Raw genomic sequence first — 24,757 nt, forward strand, 5'->3', positions numbered from 1 at the left:
TCCTGAAACGGGACCACAACTCTATGCCCATTTCACAGCTTTTCCCTCTCTCCTGTTCGTGGAAAAATCACTGCGTCCTGCTCCTTCTCTCTCTCGCTTTCTTTTCCTCTGCAACTCTGGCACATGCGGAAACGGTCAAGGTCTTCTTTCTTGTCGGCCAATCGAACATGGAAGGGAAGGGGAACCCGCTCCATCTCGACACATATCGCGATGACCCGCTGATCAAACCAACTTACGCGAGCTTAAAAAACGGTGAGAACTGGCGGGTTCGGGACGATGTCTGGATCACCTATCCATCGAAGGCGCGTGGAGCCAAGCATGGACCGTTGACCGTTGGATATGGAACCAAAGAGGAGAATTCCATTGGCCCCGAATTTGGGTTTGGTCATACCGTCGGCAATGCGATCAAATCACCGGTGTTGATTATTAAAATCGCCTGGGGTGGGAAATCTCTCGCGATCGATTTCCGCCCTCCCAGTGCTCCGCCATCGGAAGCTGAACTCAAAGCAACGTTAAACCGTTTGCAAAAACGCAACCCGGAGACAACTCTCGATGACGTCAAGGAACAATACGGACACTACTATCGCGAGATGATTCGCCATGCGAAGGAAGAACTTGCAGCGATCCCCACCCGGTTCCCGGAACTCAAAGATGCCGAGGTCGAGATTGCAGGCTTCGTCTGGCATCAAGGATTCAACGACATTATCAATCGTGATCTACGTGAGAACAAATACGAAGATTACACGGAGTGGCTCGGTAAATTTATTCGCGATGTCCGCAAAGATTTGAATTCGCCCCAGATGCCATTTGTGATTGGCGAACTCAGCACTGGCGGAATTCCCAATCGTGGAGACTTCCAAATCGCACAGGCAAACGCTGCTAAACTTGACGACCTTAAAGGCAACGTCATTTTCGTTCCGACTGCAGAATATTACGACACCGCAGCCCATGAATTGTATTTGAAAGAATACTGGAAAGGGACCGACGAGCAAAAAGCGAAGTGGATGAAAGTTGGCAATGACCGACCTTATCATTACCTCGGCTCGGGAAAAACGTATTACCTGAAGGGCGTTGCCTTCGGGGATGCGATTCTGAAAGCGCAAAAAAAATCCTCCGAACAGTCAGCTGTTCGAGTGATCAAAGATGTTCCTTATCTCGGCGAAAATCGCTCTGAAAAGCTGGACTTGTATCTTCCTGCTACCAGATCAAAAACACGAACCCCTGCGATTGTGATCGTTCATGGTGGTGGCTGGTTTGGAGGCGACAAGGGAGCCAAACGCGAGCAGAATATCGGCAAAACCTTAGCAGCTGCTGGTTATGTCTGTGCGAGCGTCAACTATCGCCTGGCGAAAAAGAAGGATGACTTGGCAACTCGGCTGCATGAAGTTTGGCCGGGAAATTTACATGACTGCCAAACCGCAGTTCGTTTTTTGCGTAAACATGCTGATAAGTACAACATTGATCCGGAGAACATCGGAGCGATAGGTGGTTCCGCGGGTGGACATCTGGTAGCGGTGCTGGCCTATGTTGACGAAACGGATGGACTCGACGCCACTGGACCGTACGGAGAATTCTCCTGCCGAGTGCAAGCAGTCGTTCCGATGTACGGTGTTCACGATCTGGTCGTTCAGGCGAAACAGAGAACGAATGCACTGTCCGACGCAGACGAAGAAATCTGCAAACAGGCTTCTCCTGTCACCTGGATTGACGCGAATGATCCCCCGTCTCTGATTTTGCACGGAACGAAAGACACAACGGTTCCGGTGAAGCAGTCAGAGATCCTGCATGAGAAGCTCCAAGCTTCTCATGCTCCCAGTGAACTGATCATCATCGAGGGAGCCCCGCACAGTTTTCACCTTCAGCCAAAGCAGAAAGATCTTCGCGAAACTGTGATCCGTTTTTTCGACCAACATCTTAAGAAGTAAAGAAGTCTTCAATGCTGACCACGGGAAGAGAACTGAAACAGAAACTGGCTACAGATGAACCGGTCATCGGATTGATGGCAACGGACCATGCGTGGCCATTTTTAGTGGAGATTTGCCAGAAGGGTGGACTCGATTATCTGGTCATCGATTCAGAACATGGTGACTTTTCAGATGAATTAGTCTCCCACATTTGCCAGATTGGCCGACTCGCAAACTTTCCGGTTCTTGTCCGCACCATTTCGTGCGAGATGTCTATCGTACGCCGTGTCATCGACTTGGGACCATGTGGAATACTGATCCCTTCAGTTGAATCAACGACTCAACTTGATGAAGTAGAGCAGGCGATCCGCATGCCGCCTCGAGGTCGACGCCGACCGGGAGGAATGGGAAATTATTGGCTGCCCAATTTCCATTATGAAACCTGGAAATCCGAGTTCGAGGATCACTTTATTGTGATCCCACAAATCGAATCGCAAACCGGCGTCGAGAATGTCGATGCCATTGCAGCTCATCCAATTGTGACCGCGCTCGGCCTCGGACCGTACGATTTGTCCGCGGATCTGGGGTGTTGCTGGAACCCCGAACACGAAGACTTCACCAATGCACTTGCAACAGTCAAGTCGGCCGCCGATGCGGTCAACAAAAAAGTCTGGGCCGGCTGCGATGGCCCGGCACTTCGAAAGCAAGGGTACACATTCCTCTGGATCGGAACTGCAACATCCGTGCTGACCGGTGCCCTGACTCTGGCTGTTGATAACATTCGCCACCCAGACACTCAGACAACATCAACTCAACCTCCACCACCAGCTTAGAGCAGCTTGCTCTACCGTATACCCGTGAAGAACGCATCGCTCTAGTTAAAATGCTGCTCGCCACGAAGCAGTTCCTGCAAACCAATTCGAAAGATTCTCTGGGCACAAAAAAACTCTGATTCCCCAAACGGTTACCCGCTGTGGAATCAGAGTTGTAAAGATTGTCGGGAGGATCTGCTCCCGCCGCTTTTCCGTTTTAACAAAACCTGTCCCAAATCCCGATAGCTCAGCGACTGAGTCGATCCGGGAGGTTTTGCTCGCTGTTCTTAGTAGCGGTAGTAGTCTTCCTTGTATGGACCTTCAACAGGGACGTCGAGGTAGTCGGCCTGCTTCTGGCTCAGCTTGGTCAACTTCACACCGAGTTGATCGAGGTGTAAGCGGGCGACTTCTTCGTCGAGTTGTTTTGGAAGAACATAGAGCTTCTTCTCGTAATTCTCGACGTTGGTCCAAAGTTCGATTTGGCCCAGGACCTGATTTGTAAAACTGTTTGACATCACAAAAGATGGATGCCCGGTCGCACAGCCAAGGTTCACGAGTCGACCTTCTGCGAGGATCAGAATCGCTTTGCCATCTGGGTACACATATTTGTGAACCGGACCACCAACATCGGAGTCTTTCTTGATGACAATTTTCTCAATGTCAGCTCGTCCGTTCAGATAGGCGATCTGAATTTCTGAGTCGAAGTGACCGATGTTGCAAACGATGGCGTTGTGCTTCATCTGATCGAGATGTTCTGCACAAATGATGTCGAGGCAACCGGTGGTGGTTACGAAGATGTCGCCATCTTTGGCAACGTCTTCCATCGTGCTGACCTGAAAACCTTCCATCGCTGCCTGCAGGGCACAGATCGGGTCGATCTCGGTCACGATCACACGTGCTCCGAGCCCCTTCATTGCATCCGCGCAACCTTTTCCAACATCGCCATAGCCGCAAACGACAACCGTTTTACCAGCGATCATTACGTCGGTCGCACGTTTAATTCCATCAGCGAGTGACTCTCGGCAACCGTAGAGGTTGTCGAATTTGCTCTTGGTGACGGAATCGTTGACGTTGATCGCAGGGACGCCCAACTTGCCTTCTTTGACAAGCTTACGCAAGACTTTGATTCCAGTCGTGGTCTCTTCTGTGAGTCCGTTGATCCCGGGGAGAAGTTCAGGATATTTATCGTGAACCAAAGAGGTGAGATCTCCTCCGTCGTCCAGGATCATGTTGAGAGGCTGTCCATCCGGCCAGAAGAGTGTTTGCTCGATGCACCACCAGAACTCCTCGTCGGTTTCCCCTTTCCAGGCGAAGGTAGGGATGCCAGCGACAGCCATAGCGGCGGCGGCGTGATCCTGAGTCGAGAAGATGTTACAGCTTGACCAGCGAACTTCTGCTCCAAGTTCGATGAGTGTTTCCATCAGAACGGCGGTCTGAATGGTCATGTGCAAGCAACCAGCGATGCGTGCCCCTTTGAGAGGTTTGCTTTCACCGTATTTTTTGCGCAAAGCCATAAGGCCGGGCATTTCGACTTCGGCGATTTCGATTTCTTTCCGACCGAGTTCGGCCAGATCCAAATTCTTAACTTTGTAAGGGAGTGCTTCCGTTGTCGACATTCTTACTGTCTCCTGAGTGTTTCTACTGTCTGAGTGTATTCTGGTTGCGGTGAAAAACGTTTCCCTCTGCAATATCCTGCAACATCAATAGCCGGGGACAGAGTTGTGTTGCCTTGCCCGTCAGCGCTCTTCCCCGGGCATCATGTTGCGAAATCTTATTGATTTCGCAACCGATTTTCAGGAAAGTTGCCCCAGAATTTCCAAGAGTATAGACAAATCCGCAATCTGACCGTCGGATATCACACAGGAATGTCTGAATTCTCGGTTTGAAGAGAAAATCGCCACTGAAACAAAGGATCACCCAGCGCAATTATGAACCATTCTGAGGCGATTTCAGTGCTTGGAGTGCCAGTGAAAATCACATTCCACAACTGCGAAGGCTGCGCGCCTTGGGACAGAAAACGAAGAAAAAATGAGCATCTTCCGATGTGTTTTGAGCCAGCCAGCAGGGAAATCACTGAACGCATTTACCGAAGCTTCCCACCGAAACCTGCTTGTCGAGCCCCGCTTGGCGAAACCTGATCGCTGAGATTTGATCGCTTACATCTATTGGCCGACGCATCAAAGACTATTGAATCTTGGCTTTCATCTCGAATATCTCGTGGCAAACTGCTCTAAACAAAACAGTGATGATTTCTCACGAGAGTAGATCCTGAATGACGTGCCCGTGGACATCCGTCAAACGGCGATCAATGCCATCGTTACGGACGGTCAATTTTCGGTGATCGATGCCGAGTTGATGAAGGATGGTCGCATGGACATCGTGGACCAGAGTTGGATTCTCTCGGTCGAGCGGTTTGTATCCCCACTTATCTGAAGGTCCGTACGAGACACCTGGTTTAATGCCCCCTCCACAGAGCCAGTTTGTGAAGACGAATGGATTGTGATCGCGGCCTTGGCTTCCTTGTGTGGATGGCATTCTCCCGAATTCCGTTGTCCAAAGGACAAGTGTTTCGTTCAGTAGCCCACGCTGATTGAGATCTTTAATGAGCGCCGCTGCTCCAGTCGCCATACCGAGGGCAAGCGGTTTGTGATCTCGCTCGATGTTTTCGTGGCTGTCCCAGTTTCGACGCGGAAAGCTGTTATCGTTCCCTGACCAGATTTGCACAAATCGCACACCCCGCTCAATCAATCTTCGGGCAATCAGACATTTGCGACCGAAGTATTCGATCTCTTCCGGCGGATTAATTTCATCCGGATAGGTCGAGCCAGGCTTGTCGAGCCCATACATCTCAAGGATGTGCTTCGGCTCCTGGGAGAGATCCATCGCTTCGGGTGCGCTCAACTGCATTTTGGCAGCCAGTTCATACGAACGTATTCTCGCTTCCAACCGAGAGTCACCAGGACGTTGTTGTTCGAAGTTGCGATTCAAACGATTCAAGAGTTCCAGACCATCCTTTTCGCTCTTTGCCGTGATGAAGTCAGCACTCGGCGTGAGATCATCAATCGGATTTTTTCTCTGGGGAAAAATCGCTGTTCCTTGTGTGTTTGCAGGTAAAAAGGCCGCTCCCCAATTCTTCGGCCCGTTGCTCGCGAATCCGCGGTGATCGGGCAGGACAACAAATGTTGGCAGATTATTATTGAGACTTCCCAAGCCATACGAGACCCATGATCCCATGCCCGGAAATCCTGGACGATCGAATCCAGTCGCCTGTAAATAAGTCGCCTGACTATGCACTCCGGTTTTCCCGACCATGTTGTGAATAAAGGCCATCTCATCGACACACGCCCCTAGAGGAGCGACGACGTCGCTGATCATTTTTCCGGTCGCGCCATAGGGCCGAAACTTGAAAGGGGACTTCATCCATGGTCCGTTTCCATTTTGAAACAGTTCGACACGCTCCCCAAAATCAGAGGGTTCACCATGATGTTTTTCAAGCTGCGGCTTGTAATCAAACAAATCAATATGGCTGGCCGCTCCGCCCATGAAAAGTTGTATCACCTGCTTTGCCCTGGGAGGATTATGCAAGACTTGAACTGCACCTCCTGTCTCAAGGTTAGTTGTTTGGCTAGCCAGAACTCCTTCATCGTGCAGCAGACTGGTCAGCGCCAAAGAGGCAAATCCAGTGGCTCCCTTTTGCAGGAAATTTCGTCGATCAAGCAGAGGGTGTGAGAACATTTCTAAGGCATTTCGCGTTGAAAGTTGAAATGTGTGTGGCATGACAAAGATTGCAATTCGCCATCTCGATGACGTTAATCGACGAACATCAATTCACTTAAATTCAGCAGTAGACGACAACTATTTGTGAGACCATGCTTCCTGGTATGCTCAACCAAAAGCTGCACTTCCTGCTCAGTTGCCTCGCGTCCTGTCGTCAAGAACATCCCAAGTTCGATTTGGTCTGCAGTCGACTCTTTCTCCGCTTCCAACCTTTCAGCGAATCTCTCCGCCATCACGAGATTAAAGTCGTTATTCATCAGAGAGAGCACTTGCAAGGCAGTGAGAGTTTCAGACCTTTTAGGGGTGCTTTGCGAGGAGTCCGCACAGTCGAAAACGGTCATCCAGGGATCGGGCTGCGAACGAACAACAAAACGATAAATGCTGCGACGGTGCCGCTTCGCTTTTGCAGGATCAAACAAGTGGTACTCGTAGTGCGGTGAGTGTTCTGGTCGCTGAAGAACGAAGAGCCGATCACCCGGACCACCGGGCGTTCTATCAAGCTGTCCGCTGACCGAGAGAATCGAATCACGGATTTCCTCAGCTGTGAGTCGCCGGCGATTCATTCTCCAAAGGTAGCGGTTGCTGCCATCAATTTTGGAATTCTGAAGATCATGCGCCGAGGCCTGCTGGTACGTCGCACTCGTGACGATCAACCGATGGAGTTCTTTGAAAGACTGCCCGCCATCTCGAAACTCGACGGCAAGCCAGTCGAGCAACTCGGGATGCGAAGGGAGTTGCCCCATTCGTCCAAAATCATTCGGTGAAGCAACAAGACCTTCTCCAAAATGGTAGTGCCAAACCCGATTCACAATTGAACGCCACGTGAGTGGATGGTCGCGACGAGTCACCCATTTCGCAAACTCAGCTCGGGCCTCACCTTCGGTATGATTCGGAGAGAGCGGCAATTCCCAAGGCTCTTCAAACTTTAGAGGGACCACCCCCGGAGAGACGACTTCTCGTGGTTGGTCGATGTCTCCTCGATGGAGCAGATGAACCGGCCGTGGAATTCCTGCGGTCGGCTTGAAATTTCCTTGAGGTTTAAAGTTCGTCGTCGCTGCATAGACCATCTTCCCAGTTGGCAACGCATTAAGTTGATTTCTGAAATCCTTTAATTCTGTCTCGAGCAACTTCTTTCTGGCTTGTCGTTCGGATGTATTGATCCTCGCCAGAATCGCACTGCGTTGCCTGATCGCAGCGGCCAGTTTTGTTTCAGCCTCTGGGTTGGAAGCCTTCGCCCAGATCCCATCGGTCAAATTACTTTTCGCCCAGCGAACTGGTGCTTCAATCGTATCCAGCGCAGTGACACTCGCCTTCAATGCGACATTCCTGTTTGATGCGTCGTAGGCCTCTAACTCAGCGAGCGCAAACATGTAGTCGTTCTTCCGTTCGCTGAGCTTTGTTGCTGTGATGCGGATGAAGCGGACAGTTTTCTTGGCAACTGGATAAACCACCGGTTGTAACCCTGGATTGGTGACATCCTCTGCTGTTTCGTCAACGAGGAGCAGCGAATCAGAATCGTTCGCAAAATCCTGTTCGTGAAGAGCACCTGCAATTCGGTAGCGGACAGGGAAACCAAACCCAGAGCCAATTCCGGCGTAGTCGTCATGACAAGCATGCAGAACCAGTTGGCTGACTTCGACCGGTTGCCCGAGATCGATCTGAACCCACTTTGACTCTTTGGGATCCTCAACCATTGATCGCGGGTGGAGTTGGCTGTGGTATCCAAACTGCGGCAGCTTTTCTTTCGGTGAAGCTTGTTGTTCCAGAGACTTGATCTCTTCGTTGAGCTGCTTCAGTTCGAGCCCACCATCTTTTTCGATCTCCTCTTTGAGTTGCTTTTGTGCTTCCAGTTTGACTTGCACCTGTGCATTCAATTCTTGCCGTTGCTGTTCGATTTCCGGGGATGTGTCGTAACTGCGGTCAGCTCGATCCACAGCAGCGAAGATCGATTGCAAGCTGTAGTAATGCTCTTGAGTGAAGGGATCAAACTTATGGTTGTGGCATCGGGCACATTGTATTGTGATACTGCAAAATGTATTCAACACGTTGCTGACCATGTCATCGCGGTCCAGATTCCGTGCGACCTTTCCATCCAGCTTGGCCTCAGGAACTTCAACGTGGCCAATAAAATCCCAAGGTCCGGCAGCGATGAATCCTAATCCCAGAATCCCATCAGATTCACCGGGGAACAGAACATCGCCAGCAATCTGTTCCTGAACGAACTTTGAATACGGCTTCTCTTCATTGAAAGAACGGATGACGTAATCTCGATACGGCCACGCATTTTCACGCAGCTTGTCCTTGTCGTACCCGCACGTATCAGCGTACTTGACGACATCCAACCAGTGCCGCGCCCAGTGCTCTCCATACGCTGGCGAATCGAGGAGTCGATCGACGAGTTTAATGTACGCATCATCGTCAGTCTCCGCCAAAAATGCTCGAACCTCTTCGGGCGTCGGAGGAAGTCCTGTGAGGTCATAGGTGAGCCGCCGGATCAGCGTTCGCTTGCTTGCACGTTCTGAATGTGTCAGGCCATTTTCCTGCTGAGCCTGAAGAATGAACGCATCAATCGGATGAACCATCCACTCTTCTGAACCTGCTGACTTGGCAACCGCTGGTATTTCTGGCCGCTCAAGAGGCTGAAAGGACCACCAGTCAAAGCTGTGAACCTGCGCTGCTTTCAGTTCATATTCTTCTGGCCAATGTGCTCCCTGCTGAATCCAATGTCTGATCGCTTGGATTTCATTTTCCGTGAGAGGGTCCGCTGCCTTCGGCATTTGAGGCGACTGACCATTTTCCGATTGAATCACGCTCAAGAGGTGGCTCGATTCTGGATCGCCACTGATCACCATCCCGGAATCGGCCAGAGATTTCGCTGACTGAAGTGAGAAGTCGCCCTTTTGCTCACTGTCATTGTGGCAACTCAAACATCGCCGAGACAGAATCGCTGCAACGCCGCTCGATTCAATAGTCGGGACATCGGCAGCGAGACGCGAGTGCGAACTACAGACCAGAATGAAACAAACAATATTCCGAAACATCAACACGACCACTCAGCAGTTTCTTGTGACTCACAAAACGCAACTGCGTTTGGTAAATCACAATACCAGCTTCGTTCAATCATCAGCAATGCTCGATACCAAATCGGCTCGATGAGAGACCGTGCTAAGGCTCTTTTGTCCCTTGAATCTGGACAGCGAACCAGGAGCGGGCGTAGTTCCAGTTTTCATATGCAGTCGAACGGGACATCCCGAGAACCTTCCCTGCATCTTCGACAGACAAACCTCCGTAAATACGAAGTTTGACGATTTCAGCAGCGTCGAAATCTTCGTTTTCAAGCACAGCCAACGCTTCGTCGAGTTCAATCAACTGGTCACGAAGCAGTTCGGTCTTGGGAGTCGGGATCTCACTCAGCTCGATTTTGACATGGTTTCCGCCACGTTTTTGAGTGGCCTTTGCACGTGCTGCTTCAACCAGAATACGGCGCATCGCATTGGCAGCGGCTGTAAAAAAATGTCCACGCGAATCCCACCGGATTGAATCGCCATTTTTCACCAATCGCAAGTAGGCTTCGTGGACAAGAGCTGTCGGTTGAAGCGTATGATCTCCACGCTCCTGCTGCATGCGACACTTCGCTAGATTTCGCAATTCATTGTAGACCAGCGGGAGAAGATCCTCTGCAGCCGAGAGATCTCCTTCGTCGATCCGATTAAGAATTTGAGTAACGTCTGACATATCGTGGGCAGTACGACCAGTGAGATCAGTAAGAACGTTTATGAAATTCGTGGATGAGGTGTGTCGACTATGGACCAAAGCCCATTGCCCTGAAAGGCTTTGAGGAGTTTTTGTTAGCTGTGGACTCCGTGCTACTCTCTCTATAAGCAACTCGGTTGTAAGATGAATAACACTTCACATGAACAAACCAGCTACAGTCAAACTGAGTCCAATGTGAAACTGGAGAGACTGCATCAAGGGGTGAGGATTTTGTGGGTAGGCGGAATTGTGCCGCTGGGACTTCGAAGGCCTCAACAAATCAAGGGACTCCGATCCGTAGGCAGCACAAAGTCCGCTCAACCACAACACGTTTCTGACGTATTCACCGCACTCAACGAAACGGTGTTCGCATCTGATCAAACTCTTTGAGGAAAGTCACGAAAAAATCAGGAATTTGGTTTTCCGAGGTCGGCTAATACCTGCTTCATGTAGGCCATACTCTCTTCACAGATTTTCTCTGCACCGGGGGAATAGTCAAAAACTTCGACTGAAACCCAACCATCGTACCCAGTATCGAGCAAAGCCTGGAAAATCGGGTGATAGTCAGTCTCCCCCATTCCCGGGCCGAGCAGGTTCGTATCGTTGACGTGAAAATGGCGGGTGATGTCCTTGTGCTTTTCGATAATCCCTGGGAGTGGTGCCCCTTCTCCCAGCATCGCTTTCACATCCTGATGCAAGGCAAAGTACGGGTTATCAACAGCAGCGATCATCTCCGCTGCCTGGTCACACGTATTAACAAAGTTTGTTTCTTTAGTGGTAAGAGGTTCCATCAACAAGCTGACACCGCGATCTGCGATTCGGGGCATCGCCTTTTTGAACACATCGACGGCACGGTCAAAAGCTTGTTCATATGAGGTTCCCTCTTCCAGATTTCGCTGAAAAGGAGAGCCGAACACCATCACAGTTCCACCGAGATCACCGCATAGATCGCCGAGTTGAATGAGATAATCACTTGTCGCGGCACGAACAGCATCATCGGCGGTGGTGAGGTGCAATCCTTCGGTTTTTGCGAGCAACCAGTGCAAACCAATAATTTCCAGACCATGCTTTTCCGCAGTCGCTTTCAGTTCTTTCCGTTGATCAGCAGAAATATCGCTCAACGTTTCTGCTAACGCGAACGGAGCCACTTCCAGGCCGGTATAACCGATGCTTGCGCTGTATTCACACTGCTTCTCCCAATCCCAACCCTCAAACAACTCCTGGCAAATCGCAAACTTCATATCCGTTTCTCACTTTTTCGTTCGTAATACTGTTCTAGTTCTTCCGATTATGACGACACTAGGGAATGACGATCATTGAACACGTTTCCGAGGTCCCTCTGTGACGATCATATTGCAGGCGCATGGTCCTAACGGTCGATCCATTCTGACACATCCTACCACAAATGCCTAACGTGGCATCCAAATCGACTGGGGGAGTCGTCCTGAATTGGGGATGGTCCGAGTGAAGAAAACCGGGCAGTCCAGGTAAGATGGACAAGTTACATGAAGCGTGCCAGCAATATCAGCCGAACTCCAGATTAGCAATTGCCATTGTGGCAATTCGATCTACGGGGTTAGTTGAAGAGGACTCTAGTCATGAGACACAAGATGTGGATTCCTGTCCTCGCCGCCTTCTTGGCGTTTGCGAGTGCAGGGGAATCGGAAGCTGGGCTGTTCTGCGGAAGCGCTCGCTTTCGTTGTTGCCCGGTGAAGTCGTGTAATCCGTGTGGGGATTACTGTAATGCAAGGGTCAACTGCGGACCATCATACAAAACAGTACGTGAGACAATCTGGTGCACAGAGCAGTACAACGAATGCCACACTGTGTACGACCGTTGTGTTGAAAAAACACCTGTCACGTGCAGTCGCACAGTTTACGATACTCATTATCGTGATGAGTGCTACACCGTTCGGAAGCCGGTTTACAAAACGAACTACCGAAATGTGTGCTACACAGTTCGCAAGCCAGTTTACAAAACTCACTACCGAAACGTGTGCTACACCGTCCGGAAGCCAGTTTACAAAACTTGCTACCGAACAGTGACCTACTCGGTCTCTCGACCTGTGTACCAGACGAACTACCGCAATGTGTGCTACACCGTCCGGAAGCCGGTTTACAAAACACACTACCGAAACGTCTGCTACACGACTTACCAAACCAACTACAAAACATGCTACCGCGAAGTGTGCCAGACCGTCATGCGACCTGTCACAACCACAAAGTGTGTGCCAGTACAGTGTGGTGAGTGGAAAACTGTCACCGAAACGATTCCTGGACCATGTGTTGAACGATGTGTTCAAGACCCAGGCTCATTCTGTTTCGATGAAGAGTCCTGCTGCCACGTTTACAAGCCTGGAAAAGTCCGCAAAGAAATGGTTCAGTGCCCGCCACGAACTGTTTGCAAAAAAGTCTGGTGCCCAAAAATTGTCAACAAGACAATCACCTGCACACGCATGGTTCCAGAAGTCAAACGAACAAGAGTTCCTTACACTGTCTGTGAACGAATTCCTGTGACTCGCACCAAGCAAGTTCCTTATACAACTTGCACCTACGTCTGCGAAACCCGCACTCGACAGGTTCCTTACACGACATGCACAATGGTTCGCGAATGCCGCACCAAGCAAGTCCCTTACACAACTTGCACCTACGTTTGCGAAACTCGCACCAAGCAGATCCCTTACACAACATGCAGCTACGTTTGTGAAACTCGCACCAAGCAAGTTCCCTACACAACTTGCAGCTACGTTTGCGAAACTCGCACTCGAAAAGTTCCATACCGTGTCGCACGAACTGTTTGCGAAACCCGATATGTGACCAACGTGAAATGTGTTCCACGTCAGGTGACTGTCACGAAAACTCGTTGTGTCCCAAAAGTTGTCCTCCGCAAAGTTCCTTGTGATCCTCCGGTTGTCTCTTGTGACGCAGCACCAGCCTGTGCAGCTCCAGCTCCTGGATGTGAAGCACCTTCAGTAGGATGCGACACAGCACAGTAATGACATTCCAATAGTCATAAAAAACGATCCTGAGTGACAGGAGGGCGAAGTTCACAACTGACCCCATGTGAAGCTAAGAAACACTCAGGATCACAAGTCGACAAAGAGCGACCATCACAAACGATGGTCGCTCTTTTTTTTGGCTCTCCAGAAAACTCCATCACCGAGGCATCGTCATCGCCTTTGGAACCCGTGAAGGTCACTTTCACGACGACATGGACCGTTGGTAGGCAGCGCTCGCCACAAGGCTGAAATTCAAACACCTGCTTGAAACAAACAGTTGCTCTATCCACTAAACAACAGCCCCCCGAACTACGATGACACGGAGAAGAAACGGCTGCCACGTGGAAAATCAACGAGAAGACTCAAACCGACTCAGATGAAATGTTCTCGATGATGTGGAACATTCGAGACGAAGGAAATGTGCCCCAGAAGAGGCCAAGAGTCACTGGAACAAGGCCCGACGGTCATTGGCTTTGAGGATGCAAAGAGTTTGCAAGCGGTATTGAGGCACACACAAACGCATCTGCTGGAGACTTCAAGACGCTCGCCAATCACAAAAAGACACAGAGACAAGACGTACCGCGAGCCGTGGCGAAAGGGTGAACCACAATCAATCGCCGCAGCGACCGATCTGGAAACAAGCCTGCGCTTCAGAATCTAATCAAAAATCAGCCTCAGAAAGCGGAGACTAATTGTCGAAGTCGGGGACTTCTTCCATCAGCATTTTTTCGAGATCAGGTGCGTCATCGGGTGTAATGACAACGTTCTCTGATGTATCGAGATAGATTTTGTCTGTGAGAATCTCTTCAATCACAGTCGCCATCGATGGTTTTCCCTGACACTCAACGAGCGGAGGAGCTCCGCGATTCAATTGAACGAGACGCTTTTGAATCAGAGTCGAGAGTTTGAATTTTCCACCAACTTTTTTAGCGATGTCGTCTTCTTTGAGCTCATCGAGCATAAAAATCTTTCTCCCTCGCCTCCAGAACGTCACAGATTTCCTGGACAGCTCTGTCGAGATCATCGTTGATGATATGGTGCCGATACGAATCTGCCGATTTTAGCTCTTCCGCCGCAGTCCGCAACCTCCGTTGTATCACTTCCTCAGATTCGGTACCACGACTCTGCAGGCGTCGCTCATATTCGTCAACTGAGGGTGTCATCAAAAACAAGGAGGTCGCATCGGGGTAAATCTTCATAACCTGCAAGGCCCCCTCAACGTCAATCTCCAGAAGCACCCAGCTTCCGGAATCCTGAATTCGTTGTACTTCGCTTTTCAGCGTCCCGTACCAGAATCCACTCCGGTGAACTTCGGCACATTCCACAAAATCGCCGGCGTCCCGACGTGTCTGGAATTCATCCGAAGACAAGAAGTAGTAATGGGTTCCGTCAACTTCGTTCTGACGGGGAGGGCGCGTGGTCGCGGAGACTGCCATTTGTATGGGGACGGCCGAATCACTCAGGATTCGACCAACAATCGTGGTCTTCCCACTCCCACTAGGGCCAGAGAGGACAGCGACGCGACAGGGATCATTGACTGAATTGTTCACAGAAAAACCGAAATAACGAACAGACGTATCAACACAAAATGATTGATGTTTTGTAAAAAAGAAGCAATGCTAAATGGATTGGATCCGAATCGACAAAGCGAATATGCAAACCAAAACGACAACTTATCGACTCCAAACGTCATTTCCAAGCAGTTTAATGATGATTGCTCAGATCAGGAATTCTCTGTTCTGCCTGTTTCTTTTTTTGATCGTCAATGCTGCCGGAGCCAGTGATGACCAACCGAGGCTCTTGCGCGAATCGCAGTTCCAGAGTGCCATCAACCGTGCACTGATCGCCAATGGCGAACGGGCGATCCTTCAGGACTACCTTCAGCGACTCGCTCAGGAACGTGAGGTCGCGATACTTCTTGACCGTCGGGTCGATCCGAGCCAGCGGGTCAACATCGCGATTTCGGAGAACACCTTTGATGCGGGAATCCGCTCACTCGTTAAACAAATCGGCCTGGAAGTTTCTGTCGTAGGTGACTCCCTGATTATCGGACCTCCGGAGTCGACAAATTTACTGCGAACTCGTTGTGCAATCGCTCGTCGGAAATTCGATGAGATTGAAGGATTCACTCCTAAACGTCAGTTCGAAGTTCTCAGGCGGTACGAATTGAAATGGGACGATCTTTCCACTCCGCGCGAAGTCCTGGAGCAAGTCGCCTCGCGATACAAGCTCAAGATTGAAAACCTCGAAGATGTTCCACACGACTTATGGTTTCACGGAACCCTGACTTACCCAAACCTCGTCGAATCGCTCACGATTTTGCTGACTCAATTTCAACTCTCTTTCGAATGGATCGACTCAGAGACGATCCGCATTGTCCCTGAAACCCCTCGTGTCGGCATCGAAGGAGAACATCGTCCGCGTGGGATGCCTGTCGCAGATGCCCTCTCGCTGGTGAGACGGAACTTTCCAAACCTTGAAGTTCAACGCTCCGGGAGCCGAATTGCATTCTCCGGTCTCTTAGAAGAACACGAAGCTGTCGCAGTGCTTGTTGGCGAGAAGCAACCACGCCGCCCCATGAGCGGAGACCCTGAATCCAGGCCGCTGAACCAGCGAACGTTTACTCTGAAAATGGTCCGCAAGCCATTTGGAAGCTTAATGGCGACTCTTCAACAACAGGGAATCGAAGTCCGCTACAACGCGCAAGAATTCAGCAATGCCGGTATCGACCTGGGACAAAAAATTTCCATTGAACTCGAACAGGCCACTATCGATCAGCTATTGAAAGAATCGTGCGACAAGGTTGGTCTCGATTACGAAGTCGAAGACTTTCGAATTCTGCTAAAACTCAAAGCCGAACTGGAATAAGCAAAACTTGAACAGATCATTGCGATTCACCCCGCAACTGAAGTGCGGGGCGAACCACTTGCTCTTGCGTCTCTGGTCTCGATGAGCGACGCTTTATTGTTCTCATTTCATCATGACAGGCTGTCCCATATGACTTTCCGACCATCACTATTCATTCTCTTACTGATGTGCTTTGTCGCTCCCCCTTCGCTCATCTTTGCTCAAGACGAAGCTGCGAAAAATGAGGAAGAGCAATCCGAGCGATACACATTCAATATTCGCCACGACCCCAATGGCATCGGGAAGTTCTATCTGGGACGAGAGATCGCACACGTCATGGGGCATCAAGGGATTCGATGGCTCGAGCGAGAAACACGAGAAGAAGAAGAGCGACTCTCACTGTTGATTGAAGGCCTGAAAATCAAACCGGGCATGAGCGTGGCAGATATCGGAGCCGGCTCCGGAGTCATCAGTGTTTTGCTGTCCAAAGCAGTTGGCGAGGAAGGAGAAGTCTTGGCGGTCGATATTCAACCAGAAATGCTGACTGCACTTCAAAACAAGCTGAGGCTGCTCGGCATCAAGAATGTTAAAGGAGTTTTGGGAACAACCAAGTCGCCCAAACTCGAAGCAGAATCTGTCGATCTGGTGGTCATGGTCGACGTGTACCATGAATTTGACTTCCCGTATGAGATGCTCAACGAGATCGCAAAGTCACTTAAAAAAGGTGGACGAGTCGCGTTTGTCGAGTACCGCCTGGAAGATCCGAAAGTCCCAATCAAACTTGTTCACAAAATGTCCGAAGCACAAGTTAAAAAAGAAGCGCTAATCAAGGATCACGGACTCAAATACCTGGAGACCTTCCGAAAACTCCCTCGACAGCACGTTGTCATTTTCGAAAAGAAATAGCTGCTGTTAGAGCATCTTTCGATTTGGTTTGCAGGTTCGGCTTCGTGGCGAACAGCATTTTTTCTAGAGAAATGTGTTCTTCACGGGCACACGGTAGAGCAAGCTGCTCCTACAGCAGTTTCAAACCGGATTCGACAATCTCATAGGGGCGGATGGAGTCGTCACATGCGCTGCCACGATGTTTGGCGACGTGCAAAGCTCGCCCCATCTGGGAGCCTTCGCGAACCTTTCCCATCAGGATGATTGTGTTTGCATTTGCGAGGACGTCGCCACTTTCGATTTGCCGAGTCAGCAGATCGTCCAGCATCACTTCGTGAGTCGTACAGAGCATCAGGCAACCGATGGAATTCCATTCGTAAAAATGCTTCTGAACCTGCTCTTCGTTTTTTCGAAACTCGATACGGAAGAAATCGCGCGCAACCCAGTCTGCATCTTTCCGCAATATTTGATGGTAGATGTATTCAAACAGTTCAAACTGAAATGAATCACTTGCACGATCTGTCGGCTCAATCCCATCAATGACACAGCGACGGACTCCCTGACAAAAATTCCCATAGAAGAATGCAATGGTCTCAGCCAATTTCCGATTGAGATCCGCCTTCCATTCTTTCTTCTGATCGAAGTCCATGTCGGTCATTGTCACTCGACGACCGGTCCGCTGAAACTGGTGCAACGCATCCCAACGAGCAACTTCCGGTTTCCAGATGTCACTTGGAAGCGTGCCTATCAATTCCTGAGGGCGTTCGCGAAGAGTCCAGTCAAAGAGACGCATCGCATAGTCTGCGTGAGACTGGGTATCTCCGCGCGAGGTCATATCGAAAATGATCCCCGTCTCCCCTTCCTGCTCTTTCCCTTGATGCAGGTACTGAAGGCCTAATTGAGTTTTGCCGATCCCGGTCGCTCCTAGGACAACCGTCAACGCTCCCGGCAACAATCCGCCACCAAGCATCTCATCCAATTCAGTAATTCCGGTGCTTTGACGCATTTGCTCTTCTTCAATCCTCAGTATTTTGGAAAGTCGACAGAATACCGGAACTGCAGTCACTTGCGAATAGACCAGAGCAGTTTGCTCTACCGTGTGCACGAATAGAACGTGTTTCCCAGCGAAATTGCTGTTCTCCATGAGACAGCAGGTTCTCCACTTTGGGAGTCAAGAAAATTAGAACGACAGGTGCGCGCGGCAATTCAAATAACCACGAAATAGAAACTCCGATGAAGAGGCAACGAAGAAGAGGTTGATCGTTCGGAGATTTCCCTGAGGGAACTCATCACGAAAAATTGATACGAACTCGTTATGATCATTCGAGATTATTATCCTCCTTATTCGAACTGACCTTGAACCTTGCCCCCAGAAGCTGTTCTCTCAAACTTTGCGAGAAGCGACTGTCAGCGAGGTTTTCAATTTGGTTCTCGTATTGTTGTTCAAATTGCCGCTTAAAGGAAAACCGATGAACTTTCGCGTCATACTTTTCATACTCACTCTGTCGTGCGTGGCAAACCTTTCGCCAACACAGGCTGATGAACGGGTCTTCTTTGCGTTTGACGATCACAGTATTCCGTGGCGCCACAACCTGAAGGTGTCGCTGGTCGAAGCTGAGAAACATTCTGGCAATCCCGTTTTGCGTCGAGGACCAAAGGGAGCCCCGGATCATGGCCATGCCATTCTGTACGGCACCGTCATCAAAGATGGAGAGACATTCAGAATGTGGTACCTCGGAATGATCCAAACCGAAATTGAAAAAGGGCAGGCTCCCGGTTGGTGGAGACCAATGTGCTACGCGGAGAGTCAGGACGGCATTAACTGGACCAAGCCTGAATTGGGACTTGTTGAGTTCAATGGCAACAAAAAAAACAACATCTGCCTGATCGAATCACCAATCCATTCAATGACCCGTGTGAATGATTTTCTATCGGTCTTGTATGAACCGAACGACCCTAATCCGAACCGTCGATACAAAGTCGCTTACATTGCGCACATGCCGTACGACGACATCAAGGGAGGCATGAGCAACATCGGTGTCAAAGAACACCGCGTCGGGACAACAATTTGCGCGACCAGCGCCGACGGCCTAAGCTGGAAAGTTGTCGGTGATCGCCCAGCCAATGCGGGAGGCGAACGCTTTGAGGTATCGTCACTCTATCGCTTCGGCGACTTTTACTATTCGACCGGGCAACTCCTCTCACCCTGGACATGGCGACCTGATGGGAGCAAAACCGGTCGAAACGTCCTGGCGTTTCGCTCATCTGATTTCAAAAACTGGTCGCAAGCGACCGCTCACGCCTATTCCCGTCCGGGGCAACTCACAAACCCTCCTGTCGAAGGTGAGCAAATGCACATGGGAATGGGACTGTGGAACCGTGGGAATGTGATGGTCGGGCTGCACGGGATGTGGCAGAACGCGTCAACCAAACCGGAAAAAGGGGAAAACTGGAACAAGGGGGTACACATCGATCTTGGTCTCGTCATCAGTAACGACGGAGTGCATTACCGCGAACCAGTTCCTAATTTCAAAGTGATCCCTCGAGGTGAACCGGGGACATGGGACGACACAGCGTTGCTACAAGGTCACGCCTTCGTCAATGAGGGTGACAAAACCATGATCTGGTATTCTCACTGGGACACATCCGGAAACCTCAAGGCCATGGAGATCGGACTGGCGACCTTGCGGCGAGATGGCTTCGGCTTCCTTTCTGCTCAGGAAGATGACAACGATTCAGAATTCATCACCGATTTTTTCGAACTCGATGAGAACGAAAAAATCTCCCTGAACGTCGCGGGACTCTCCGCTGATGATGAGCTGACCGTCGAACTTCTGGATCAGCGAGCGGAGCCGATCCCGGGATACTCAACGAAAGTTTCAATAAGCGGTCTTCGCGTTCCTGTTGAATGGTCCAAGCCAGCAAGTTCCGCGAGAAAGCGAGCGTTGAGAGTTCGTTTCCCTGTTGGGAGCCCTGCAAAAGTCTACGCAATTTACCTCCAGAAGTAGGCTTCCACGAAATCCCTCAGCTATTTCCGATGTTGTAATTCAACAGGACCGGTCCCCCATCATGAAACAGTTCTGCTCCCCGTTTCTTATTGTTGTGATGTTCACAACTGACTGCTTTTCTGAAGAACAGCCGACTCTCAAAGCGGACATCGTTGGCTTGTGGATGATGGGACAATCACTCTGCGAAGGTGCCGAGTCATTACCTGTTGTGACACCAACCGATCAAGGTTGGGGGAACTATCGATTCAAACGAGGAGTGCGTACCTGGATGTATGGTGATCACTGCCAGACCCCTGAAGATCGCTCCGAAGAGCAGTTCAAGTTTGTACCTCTCTCCGCTACGAAACATGGCGGACTGGGTGAAACGATCGCCAATGGGCTGGCTGATCACTTGAAATCCCAGTTCACCGACTCCAACCTGAGCAAAGACAAGTCGAAGGCAGAATCACCTCATTTCCTGACCGCCTACGCAGGGCAGGGTGGTCGCCTGATTGATGAGCTTTCCAGCATCGATCAGTCGACAGATCCACGAACTCCAGAGTCACGCCAGCACGGCGGCGGCTACTACAAGACCAGCCTCGATGATGCCCGTCGCGCGAAAGCTCAAGCAGAATCGATGGGCAAGAAATTTTCCATCGCAGCGTTGATCTGGATGCAGGGGGAAGCAAATGGCGGCCCCAAGGGGGGAATCAACCCGAGTCGATGGGGAGAAGAATTGACTCGACCAGATGGGCAACAGTGGTATCGAGACAGGCTGATCGAATACCGCAATCAATGGTCTCGCGACCTGCAGTTGGTCACAGGGCAAGCCGACGAAATCCCAATGTTTACCTATCAGACTCAAGGCGCCGCTGGTGAAGCACAATTGATGGCTGCCGACCGTGACCCGAACATTTCAATGGTCGGCCCGCACTACATGGTGCCGAGCGCAGCCAACAGCCGCTACTCAGGAAGGTACGGCGATCCGATTCATCTCTCCGCCGACGGTCAACGCTGGTATGGCGAGCAAGTAGCTAAAGTCGTTCACCGCGTTTTGCAGGAAGATGAAAAATGGGAACCTCTCCGCCCGCGAAAAGCAATTGTTGCACCGGATCGAAAAAGCGTGCTGGTCGAGTTCCTGGTCCCACGCCCACCGCTTGTTCTGGATGAGACATTTCTACCTGCTCAACGCTATCCGATGAATAAAGGCTTTCACTCGCTCTATGGATTCCAAATTCGAGACGCGGATCGAGCAGTCTTGGAAATCGCAGAGATCACCGTACAATCACCGACGTCGCTGCGAATTGAGTTGACCTCACCTCTTAAAACAGAGGCCACACCGACGCTCAGCTATGGGCTTCCATATGCTGATCGAATCGGGACGATTCTCGATATCCAAAAAGGTCCCAAGATCGACGACGAACCGACTACAGACCTGCTTGTAGAGGCAATCGATGATGATCGACTGAAACCTCTCATCGCTGAAGGAGTCTTTTACGTCTCCAACATGCTTTCAGGGGAAGCTTACGCACGTGCACCGATTCGGCTCATTCAGACAGCCAATGATAAAAATGATAAAACTGTCAACGGGATGACTGCATTGCGTTTTCAAAATCGCGAACTCCGAAACAACAAGCCGTTCGCTACGGGACAGAACCTGACTGCACTGCGTGCCTTCTCCTACGGAAACCTGCGGGATTCCGATTCCGAAAAGGCTATCTACCATTTTGCTGATGACGCCTACGGAACCCGTGCAGGCCAGCCCTATCCTTTATGGAACTGGTGCGTTCTCTTCAATCAGTTTCCCATCTCAGAACAGTAAGTCGACTGACTATAACACTGGTCTCGTTAACACTGGCATCAATTCAATATTGATTCTTGAACAGCGTGGCAGCGCGACCTACCGAACCCGAGAGGGGCTGTTAAAGCTGGCCTGAATTATAAGCTTGCTGAACAAACAGAGAACTGCTGCTTGCCTCTCCCACTTTACTAACCTCAAAGTACCGGAAGAGATGCAGGCGGACTCAGAAACGATTACGATGAAGAACCGACGCGAGAGCAATTCCAATTTTCATATTTCCATTTTGCCTCGTGGCGAGCAGCCTGTGAAGTCTTGCAATTGACCTGCACCGGAACGACAAGCATTGAAAATGCTCTAGAATTTTGACCAGCCGTGACAAGGATTTATTTCGATGCGATTTACACTCATTGCTTTTTACTTGCTCACACTTCACCTGTCGTTGGGTTTCACTCCCTCGGTTGGTGCGGATGACAATGTGATCGACATTGGCAGCCGTCGTGAATTGATGGTCGACCATTTCCTGATCGACAAATTGGACAACGTTCAATTGGTTCTCAACCGTCCGCGAGACGAAGGTGTCGCCCTGACTTTCGAACAGCCGTGGGAAGGATTGTTCTGCGGATATTGCACCGTCATCAAAGACAAAGACACCAATGGTGAGGACCTGTATCGGCTCTACTACCGAGGGAACCCTGAACCGGGAGCGGATGGCGACAAGGACGAAGTCTATTGTTATGCAGAATCAAAAGATGGGATCAACTGGAAAAAACCGGAGTTCGATTTCTTCACGGTACAAGGTCACAAGAAGAACAATGTCATCCTTGCGGACGCTGCACCGATCACCCACAACTTCTGCCCGATGCTCGATCCACGCCCGGGAATCCCGGCTGACCAACGATACAAAGCAATCGGCGGAACAATGACCAGCGGTCTGGTGGCATTGGTCTCTGCAGACGGCATCCACTGGAAGAAGCTTCGTGATGAGCCGGTCATTTCAACGAAGATGGTCCCGTACAAGTATATGTTCGATTCACAGAACCTCGCATTCTGGTCAGAAAAAGAACAGAAGTATCTTTGCTACTTTCGAGTTTTCGAAGATGGAATTCGTCGAATCTGTCGATCCACCAGCGACGACTTTGTGAACTGGTCCGCTCCCGTTCTCATGGAGTATCGCCATCATGGCGGAGAGGCTCCGATCGAGCACCTCTACACAAATCAAACCCATCCGTACTTCCGTGCTCCTCACCTGTATGTTGCAATCGCGGCCCGATTCATGCCCGGTCGGCAAGTCCTTTCAGCGGAACAGGCCAAAGCACTCAACGTCTCACCAAACTATTTCAAGGACACTTCTGACGCTGTCTTCATGACATCGCGCGGCGGAAAGTTCTATGACCGAACCTTCTTAAGTGGATTCGTGCGCCCTGGGATTGGAGCACAGAACTGGGTTTCGCGAACAAATTATCCAGCTTTGAATGTCGTCCAAACAAGTCCAACAGAGATGTCGCTCTATCTCAATCAGGATTACGCTCAACCGACTTCACACTTACGCAGGTACTCCTTGCGGCTGGACGGTTTTTCGTCCGCTCAGGCTGCGTATGCAGGTGGAGAACTGATCACAAAGCCGATCAAGTTTCAGGGGAGCGAGTTATCGATCAATTTCGGAACCTCTGCCGCTGGAGGAATACGTGTTGAGATCCAAGACCTTTCCGGAAAAGCGATTCCCGGATTTTCGCTCGCCGATGCTACAGAGCAAATTGGCAATGAAGTCGCTCGCACGGTGACTTGGAAGCAGGGGAGCGATGTCTCTTCCCTTGCCGGAAAACCTGTGCGACTCCGCTTTGTCATCAAAGATGCAGACCTCTATGCCTTCAAGTTCAACGAGTAACAACTCCTGCACCAAGTATGGTGTCCCGAAAATTAGTTCACCCAAGCTCAATCCTCTTTAATAGAAAATCAGGTTGTATTTTAAATGTCACAACAGCTTGCAGCTTCTTCGAAGACTCTCTCCTCCCTCAGGATGGAACATCACAAACCAGCGATGTGGAAGTTCAGCTGGCTTTGTCTGGTTGGCCTGTTCCTGCTTCCCTCAGCAGTCGGTGCAACTGAGATCATCGCTCACCGCGGTGCATCCGGCTATGAACCAGAAAACACATTAAGAGCAGTTCAACGGGCCTGGGAAATGGGGGCTGATGCGACCGAGATCGACGTTTACCTGACGAAAGATGACCAAATTGTTGTCCTGCACGACAGCAAACTGGACCGAACCACCAGCGGAGTCGGACCGGTCAAAGACTTCACACTTGCCGAACTGCAAGAGCTCAAAATTCGCTGGAAAGATGAGCTCCTCGAAGATGAGACGATTCCGTCACTCGAGCAGGTTCTCGCAATCATTCCCGAGGGGAAGCGGATCTTCATTGAAATCAAAACAGGTCCAGAAATCGTCCCCGCGCTAAAACGAATCCTCGACGCCTGCACATTGAAAGATGAACAACTCGTCGTGATTACATTCAACGAATCCACACTGAAAGAGTCCAAGAAAGTTCTCCCGGACCTGAAGCATTATTACCTCTCTGACGGAAAAAAAGAGACAATTGACGAGGTCATCGCCAAAACAAAGGCCGCCAACGCCGATGGAATTAACCTGAGTACGAAATTTCCAATTACTGCTGAACTCGTTCAACAGGCAAAAGAGGCTGGCTATGACACCTACGTCTGGACCCTCCGAGACAAAGATTCCGAGTTGGTGCCTCAACTGGTCGAGATGGGAGTCGTCGGCCTCACAACCGACTTCCCCGACCTTTGCCGCGACTGGCTCCCTACGGAATAACCGCACATTCTCCGCAGTGCATCTTGATAGTCATTCAGCGCCCGGTGACCTGCCGGGCGCTGAATGACACTGAAGACTTTAATGAAACATGCTCTAGAGCATCTTTCTTTTAGTTTTTCAGTAGATTTGAGGTGATTGGTGATTTAGTCTATTGGTTGTGTGGGG

General features: G+C 50.4%; 17 protein-coding genes. 9 read left to right on the forward strand and 8 right to left on the reverse strand.

All coding sequences use genetic code 11. The features are described 5' to 3' along the window. Nucleotides 1-23: 23 nt before the first annotated feature. Both ACN0YR_RS13780 and ACN0YR_RS13785 read left to right on the forward strand, forming a co-directional pair. Nucleotides 24-1,925, forward strand: a complete 1,902-nt coding sequence (locus ACN0YR_RS13780; protein ID WP_417849815.1) for a sialate O-acetylesterase — start codon at nt 24-26, stop codon at nt 1,923-1,925. An 11-nt stretch (nt 1,926-1,936) separates the two neighbouring features. Continuing rightward, nucleotides 1,937-2,737: an aldolase/citrate lyase family protein gene (locus ACN0YR_RS13785; protein WP_417849816.1), complete on the forward strand. Its 801-nt coding sequence runs from the start codon at nt 1,937-1,939 to the stop codon at nt 2,735-2,737. 266 nt (nt 2,738-3,003) lie between these two features. Here ACN0YR_RS13785 and ahcY read toward each other — a convergent pair whose 3' ends face one another. The 5 genes from ahcY to ACN0YR_RS13810 form a co-directional block, all read right to left on the reverse strand. Then, the gene (ahcY, locus tag ACN0YR_RS13790; protein WP_417849817.1) at nt 3,004-4,332 is read right to left on the reverse strand and encodes an adenosylhomocysteinase; all 1,329 of its coding nucleotides are present in this window, start codon (nt 4,330-4,332) and stop codon (nt 3,004-3,006) included. A gap of 637 nt (nt 4,333-4,969) precedes the next feature. Beyond that, on the reverse strand, nt 4,970-6,451 hold the full coding sequence (locus ACN0YR_RS13795) for a DUF1501 domain-containing protein (RefSeq protein WP_417849818.1): 1,482 nt from the start codon (nt 6,449-6,451) through the stop codon (nt 4,970-4,972). A gap of 74 nt (nt 6,452-6,525) precedes the next feature. Beyond that, the gene (locus ACN0YR_RS13800) at nt 6,526-9,534 is read right to left on the reverse strand and encodes a DUF1553 domain-containing protein (protein ID WP_417849819.1); all 3,009 of its coding nucleotides are present in this window, start codon (nt 9,532-9,534) and stop codon (nt 6,526-6,528) included. A 124-nt stretch (nt 9,535-9,658) separates the two neighbouring features. Further along, on the reverse strand, nt 9,659-10,228 hold the full coding sequence (locus tag ACN0YR_RS13805; protein WP_417849820.1) for an ECF-type sigma factor: 570 nt from the start codon (nt 10,226-10,228) through the stop codon (nt 9,659-9,661). Nucleotides 10,229-10,653: 425 nt separating this feature from the next. Next, a complete protein-coding gene (locus tag ACN0YR_RS13810) occupies nt 10,654-11,487 on the reverse strand; it encodes a sugar phosphate isomerase/epimerase family protein (protein ID WP_417849821.1) in 834 nt (277 codons plus the stop codon). Between the two features lie 357 nt (nt 11,488-11,844). Here ACN0YR_RS13810 and ACN0YR_RS13815 point away from each other — a divergent pair, with 357 nt between their 5' ends. Next, entirely contained in the window at nt 11,845-13,242 is a 1,398-nt protein-coding gene (locus ACN0YR_RS13815; RefSeq protein WP_417849822.1) for a hypothetical protein, read from the forward strand. Nucleotides 13,243-13,933: 691 nt separating this feature from the next. Here the strand turns inward: ACN0YR_RS13815 and ACN0YR_RS13820 are convergent. Next, nucleotides 13,934-14,206 (reverse strand): DNA-directed RNA polymerase subunit omega, encoded by a 273-nt coding sequence (locus ACN0YR_RS13820; protein ID WP_417849823.1) that lies wholly within the window; start codon nt 14,204-14,206, stop codon nt 13,934-13,936. Next, entirely contained in the window at nt 14,196-14,795 is a 600-nt protein-coding gene (gene gmk / locus ACN0YR_RS13825) for a guanylate kinase (protein ID WP_417849824.1), read from the reverse strand. Before gmk ends, ACN0YR_RS13820 begins: the two co-directional genes overlap by 11 nt. A gap of 73 nt (nt 14,796-14,868) precedes the next feature. On the opposite strand from gmk, the gene ACN0YR_RS13830 reads away from it, so the two are divergent. After that, a complete protein-coding gene (locus ACN0YR_RS13830; RefSeq protein ID WP_417849825.1) occupies nt 14,869-16,113 on the forward strand; it encodes a hypothetical protein in 1,245 nt (414 codons plus the stop codon). 129 nt (nt 16,114-16,242) lie between these two features. Next, complete coding sequence (locus tag ACN0YR_RS13835; protein WP_417849826.1) at nt 16,243-16,998, forward strand: class I SAM-dependent methyltransferase; 756 nt, start codon at nt 16,243-16,245, stop codon at nt 16,996-16,998. A 109-nt stretch (nt 16,999-17,107) separates the two neighbouring features. Here ACN0YR_RS13835 and ACN0YR_RS13840 read toward each other — a convergent pair whose 3' ends face one another. Then, nucleotides 17,108-17,983, reverse strand: coding sequence for an RAD55 family ATPase (locus ACN0YR_RS13840; RefSeq protein ID WP_417849827.1), 876 nt, complete (start codon nt 17,981-17,983; stop codon nt 17,108-17,110). A gap of 463 nt (nt 17,984-18,446) precedes the next feature. Between ACN0YR_RS13840 and ACN0YR_RS13845 the strand changes: the two genes are divergently transcribed. From ACN0YR_RS13845 to ACN0YR_RS13860, 4 genes are all read left to right on the forward strand, one after another. Continuing rightward, nucleotides 18,447-19,985 (forward strand): hypothetical protein, encoded by a 1,539-nt coding sequence (locus ACN0YR_RS13845; protein ID WP_417849828.1) that lies wholly within the window; start codon nt 18,447-18,449, stop codon nt 19,983-19,985. A 61-nt stretch (nt 19,986-20,046) separates the two neighbouring features. Continuing rightward, nucleotides 20,047-21,786: a phosphate ABC transporter substrate-binding protein gene (locus ACN0YR_RS13850; RefSeq protein WP_417849829.1), complete on the forward strand. Its 1,740-nt coding sequence runs from the start codon at nt 20,047-20,049 to the stop codon at nt 21,784-21,786. Nucleotides 21,787-22,156: 370 nt separating this feature from the next. Further along, nucleotides 22,157-23,650 (forward strand): hypothetical protein, encoded by a 1,494-nt coding sequence (locus tag ACN0YR_RS13855; protein WP_417849830.1) that lies wholly within the window; start codon nt 22,157-22,159, stop codon nt 23,648-23,650. 84 nt (nt 23,651-23,734) lie between these two features. After that, on the forward strand, nt 23,735-24,592 hold the full coding sequence (locus tag ACN0YR_RS13860) for a glycerophosphodiester phosphodiesterase (RefSeq protein ID WP_417849831.1): 858 nt from the start codon (nt 23,735-23,737) through the stop codon (nt 24,590-24,592). Nucleotides 24,593-24,757: the final 165 nt, after the last annotated feature.

It is taken from the genome of Thalassoglobus sp. (assembly GCF_048270125.1).
Classification (GTDB): domain Bacteria; phylum Planctomycetota; class Planctomycetia; order Planctomycetales; family Planctomycetaceae; genus Thalassoglobus.

Coding starts and splice junctions, on each gene's coding strand:
- ACN0YR_RS13780 (WP_417849815.1), top strand. CDS start 24: ATGCCCATTTCACAGCTTTTCCCTCTCTCCTGTTCGTGGAAAAATCAC.
- ACN0YR_RS13785 (WP_417849816.1), top strand. CDS start 1,937: ATGCTGACCACGGGAAGAGAACTGAAACAGAAACTGGCTACAGATGAA.
- ahcY (WP_417849817.1), bottom strand. CDS start 4,332: ATGTCGACAACGGAAGCACTCCCTTACAAAGTTAAGAATTTGGATCTG.
- ACN0YR_RS13795 (WP_417849818.1), bottom strand. CDS start 6,451: ATGTTCTCACACCCTCTGCTTGATCGACGAAATTTCCTGCAAAAGGGA.
- ACN0YR_RS13800 (WP_417849819.1), bottom strand. CDS start 9,534: ATGTTTCGGAATATTGTTTGTTTCATTCTGGTCTGTAGTTCGCACTCG.
- ACN0YR_RS13805 (WP_417849820.1), bottom strand. CDS start 10,228: ATGTCAGACGTTACTCAAATTCTTAATCGGATCGACGAAGGAGATCTC.
- ACN0YR_RS13810 (WP_417849821.1), bottom strand. CDS start 11,487: ATGAAGTTTGCGATTTGCCAGGAGTTGTTTGAGGGTTGGGATTGGGAG.
- ACN0YR_RS13815 (WP_417849822.1), top strand. CDS start 11,845: ATGAGACACAAGATGTGGATTCCTGTCCTCGCCGCCTTCTTGGCGTTT.
- ACN0YR_RS13820 (WP_417849823.1), bottom strand. CDS start 14,206: ATGCTCGATGAGCTCAAAGAAGACGACATCGCTAAAAAAGTTGGTGGA.
- ACN0YR_RS13830 (WP_417849825.1), top strand. CDS start 14,869: ATGGATTGGATCCGAATCGACAAAGCGAATATGCAAACCAAAACGACA.
- ACN0YR_RS13835 (WP_417849826.1), top strand. CDS start 16,243: ATGACTTTCCGACCATCACTATTCATTCTCTTACTGATGTGCTTTGTC.
- ACN0YR_RS13840 (WP_417849827.1), bottom strand. CDS start 17,983: ATGCGTCAAAGCACCGGAATTACTGAATTGGATGAGATGCTTGGTGGC.
- ACN0YR_RS13845 (WP_417849828.1), top strand. CDS start 18,447: ATGAACTTTCGCGTCATACTTTTCATACTCACTCTGTCGTGCGTGGCA.
- ACN0YR_RS13850 (WP_417849829.1), top strand. CDS start 20,047: ATGAAACAGTTCTGCTCCCCGTTTCTTATTGTTGTGATGTTCACAACT.
- ACN0YR_RS13855 (WP_417849830.1), top strand. CDS start 22,157: ATGCGATTTACACTCATTGCTTTTTACTTGCTCACACTTCACCTGTCG.
- ACN0YR_RS13860 (WP_417849831.1), top strand. CDS start 23,735: ATGTCACAACAGCTTGCAGCTTCTTCGAAGACTCTCTCCTCCCTCAGG.